This window comes from Thermodesulfobacteriota bacterium (assembly GCA_036482575.1).
Lineage (GTDB): Bacteria > Desulfobacterota > GWC2-55-46 > GWC2-55-46 > JAUVFY01 > JAZGJJ01.
Window position 1 is genome coordinate 1 of sequence record JAZGJJ010000023.1, and the last position, 3610, is coordinate 3610.

The 3610-nt window shown below is 61.8% G+C and carries 4 protein-coding genes; all 4 read right to left on the reverse strand.

The features are described 5' to 3' along the window. Positions 1-60 precede the first annotated feature (60 nt). Positions 61-570: a 2-amino-4-hydroxy-6-hydroxymethyldihydropteridine diphosphokinase gene (gene folK, locus V3W31_00815; GenBank protein MEE9613479.1), complete on the reverse strand. Its 510-nt coding sequence runs from the start codon at positions 568-570 to the stop codon at positions 61-63. 19 nt (positions 571-589) lie between these two features. Beyond that, entirely contained in the window at positions 590-1825 is a 1236-nt protein-coding gene (locus V3W31_00820) for an LL-diaminopimelate aminotransferase (GenBank protein MEE9613480.1), read from the reverse strand. A 20-nt stretch (positions 1826-1845) separates the two neighbouring features. Then, positions 1846-2598, reverse strand: coding sequence for a fumarylacetoacetate hydrolase family protein (locus V3W31_00825; protein MEE9613481.1), 753 nt, complete (start codon positions 2596-2598; stop codon positions 1846-1848). Further along, positions 2599-3610, reverse strand: a 1012-nt coding sequence (locus V3W31_00830; GenBank protein ID MEE9613482.1) for an argininosuccinate synthase, incomplete at its 5' end; no start/stop codon positions are given.

The window sequence follows — 3610 nt, forward strand, 5'->3', positions numbered from 1 at the left end:
AGTTCTTGACGACCCGGTAGCCGAGGTAGAGGATGGCCGCCAGGATCAGAAGCCTCAGTATCATAGCTCCCCCAACTTCTTTATTTCCTCATCCCCCTCCCCCTCTTCAGTAAGGGTCCGGGCCAGCTCCTCCGCCTTTTCCTCCAGCACGGGGTGGGTGAACTCGGGCGCTATCTCGCCCATGGGGACCATGACGAACGCCCTCCTGTGGGCGTGCGGGTGCGGGATGATAAGGGCCTCCTCGTCCATAACCCTGTCGCCATAGAAGACGATATCCAGGTCTATCAGCCGGGGGTCCCACCGGGCCGAAGGCTCACGGCCCATCTCCGTCTCCACGGCCTTGAGCCCTTCGAGGAGTTTGAGCGGGGCGAGCCCGGTCTCTATCTCTATTACGCAATTTATGAAGGGGGGCTGGTCCGTAACGCCCCAGGGGGAGGTCTCGTAGAGGGATGAACTCTTCAGCACCTTCGACCCCCGGCAGAGACGGGGGAGCATACCGACGGCCCTCTCCACGTTCGACACCCTGTTGCCGAGGTTGGAGCCGATGGAGATGAAGGCCCGGTCTTTCATACATAAGCTCCGGAAGTGGTCAGAACTCCAGGTCGAGCGCCTTGAGCCTGGCCCCGAGCTCTTCGGCGACCCTCCGCTCGCCCGCCTCGCTATTCGCCTGGAAGGTGGCGGAAAAGCGTAGATAGCTCCCGGCGTCGTCCCACGGCACGGTCGAGATGTGGGCCTCCTTTATGAGGTACTGCGAGGCGTCCTCGGCGCTCTTGAACTTCACATCCTTGCCCGCCCCGACCGGGGCCTTTACGTAAAGGTAGAACGAGCCCCTGGGCATGGCCGCGGAAAAACCGGCGTCGGTGAGGGCCTCGACCATGAGTTTTAGCCTCTTCCTGTACCTCGTCGCTATCTTATCGGTTATCTCCGCGTGCTCCAGCGCGTAGACGCCCGCCTTCTGTATCGCTATGAACTGGCCCGAGTCGTAGTTGTCCTTCACGTGCGCGAAGGCGCCTATAACCTTCTCCGAGCCGACGAGGAAGGCGAGCCTCCAGCCGGTCATGTTGAACGCCTTGGAGAAGGAATGTATCTCCACGCCCACGTCCTTCGCGCCGTCGATTGAGAGGAAGCTCAGAGGCTTTCCGTCGAAAGAGAGGGCCGCGTAGGCCGCGTCGTGCACGACGACTATGTCGTTCGCGCGCGCGAACTCCACGACCTTTTCGAAGAACTCCACGGTGGCCACGGCACCGGTCGGGTTGTTCGGGTAGTTCAGATAGAGAAGCTTCGCCTTCTTCAAGTCTTCCTTCCCTATCGAGTCCAGGTCGGGCAGGAAGCCGTTCTCCTCCAGGAGCTTCAGCTTAACGACCTTCCCGCCGTGCCACTCGGTGTGGGTGGCCATGACGGGATAGCCCGGTACGGTCATGAGCGTTACGTCGCCCTCGTCTATGAAGGCGTCCGGGAGCATGGCGAGCGCGGGCTTCGAGCCTATGGAGTGGAGGACCTCCCTCTCCGGGTCTATATCCCCGACGCCGAAGACCCGCTCCATATAGATGGCGGCGGCGGCCTTCAACTCCCGTATGCCGTTATCCGCGTAGCCCCTGTTCTCCGGCTTGGCGCACTCTATCCTCAAGGCCTCGACCACCATGGGAAAGGCCATGTCGTCCGGCTCGCCCACGCCGAGGTCGAGGAGCTCCCTGGACGGGTCCTTCTCCCTGGCCTCGGCCTTTGCCCTCTTTATCTTCTCGAACTTGTAGACCGCCGTATCCTTGCCGAACTTCCTGCCGCCTATCCTCCCGGCGAAAAGGTTCTGTATGTAGCTTTCAGACATGCTTTCTATATCCTCCTTCTTCAGCCTTCCACGACCTTGTTCTTGAGGCTGCCTATCCCCTCTATCCTTACCTCGACCTCGTCGCCCGGCTTCATCTTGCCGACGCCCGACGGGGTGCCGGTGGCTATGACGTCGCCCGGCATGAGCGTCATCACGCGCGAGACGAAACTTATAAGCTCGAAGACGTTGAATATCATGTCCGAGGTGCTCGTGTCCTGCCGCTTCTCGCCGTTAAGGAAGGTCTCGACCCGTACGTCGGTGGGGTCTATGTCCGCCTCCAACCACGGCCCCATGGGCGCGAAGGTGTCGAACCCCTTGGCGCGGGTGTACTGTACGTCCTTGCCCTGAAGGTCCCGGGCCGTTACGTCGTTGAAGCACGTGTAGCCGAAGATGCAGTTCCGCGCTTTCTCTACCGAGACGTCCTTCGTCACCACGCCTATGACCACCCCGAGCTCCCCCTCGTAGTCCACGCGCCGGGACATGTGCGAGGGGTAGCGTATATCGTCGCCCGGACCTATGACGGAGCTGGGAGGTTTAAGGAAGAGCATCGGCTCCTCGGGGAGCGGCTTGTCGAACTCCGCGGCGTGGGCCTTGTAGTTCAACCCTATGGCCACGACCTTGGTCGGCGTGACCGGAGAGAGGAGCTTGACCTCATCAAGCTTGCGGGCCTCTTTCCCCTTATTGAGACTCCCCTCCTCGACCTCGTATATGAGGCCATCCTCCACTATGCCGAACGGGGTGTTGTTCCCCGACTGGAATCTCGCTACCTTCATCTAACGCTTCCTCCTTCCGGTCATGGCCTTGAGCTTGAGCCTCAAGGCGTTAAGCTTTATAAAGCCCTCGGCGTCGGCCTGGTCGTAGACCGTGTCCTCCTCGAAGGTGGCGAAGTCCGGGTGGTAGAGCGAGACCTTCGCCTCCCTCCCGGCCACTATTACGTTACCCTTGTAGAGCTTCATCCTCGCCGTACCCGTAACGCCCGAGGCGGCCTCGTCCATGAGTTTTTGCAGTGCCTCCCGCTCGGGAGAGTACCAGTAGCCGTAGTAGACGAACTCGGCGTAGCGGCTCATCAGGCTGTCCCGGAGGTGCATCACCTCCCTGTCCATGGTGATGGACTCTACGGCCCTCCTGGCCGCGTGCAGTACGGTCCCGCCCGGCGTCTCGTAGACCCCTCGGGACTTCATGCCGACGAACCGGTTCTCCACGCAGTCGGCCCTGCCGACACCGTTCCTGCCGGCAAGGAGGTTCAGCCGGTGGAGGAGCTTCGCCGGAGAGAGCCGCTTACCGTTAAGCGAGACAGGGTTGCCGTCCTTAAAGCCCACCTCCACGTACGACGCTCGGTTCGGCGCCTTCTCCGGCGAGACGGTCATGAGGTACATGTCCTCCGGCGGCTCCTTCGTTAAATCCTCTATCGGCCCTCCCTCGAAGCTCGTGTGGAAGAGGTTCCTGTCGACGCTGTAGGGCTTCTTCTTCGAAGTCGGGACGTGTATGCCGTGCGACTTCGCGTAGCGTATGAGGTCGGCCCTGCCGCGCATATCCCACTCGCGCCACGGGGCGATCACCTTTATGTGCGGGTCTATGGACGAGTAGGTGAGCTCGAAGCGCACCTGGTCGTTCCCCTTGCCCGTGGCCCCGTGCGCCACGGCGTCGGAACGGGTCTTCCTCGCCACGTCCATCTGAGCCCTGGCTATGAGAGGGCGGGCGATGGAGGTCCCCAGCAGGTACTGCCCCTCGTAGACCGCGCCGGCCCGGAGCATCGGGAAGACGAAGTCGCGGACGAACTCCTCC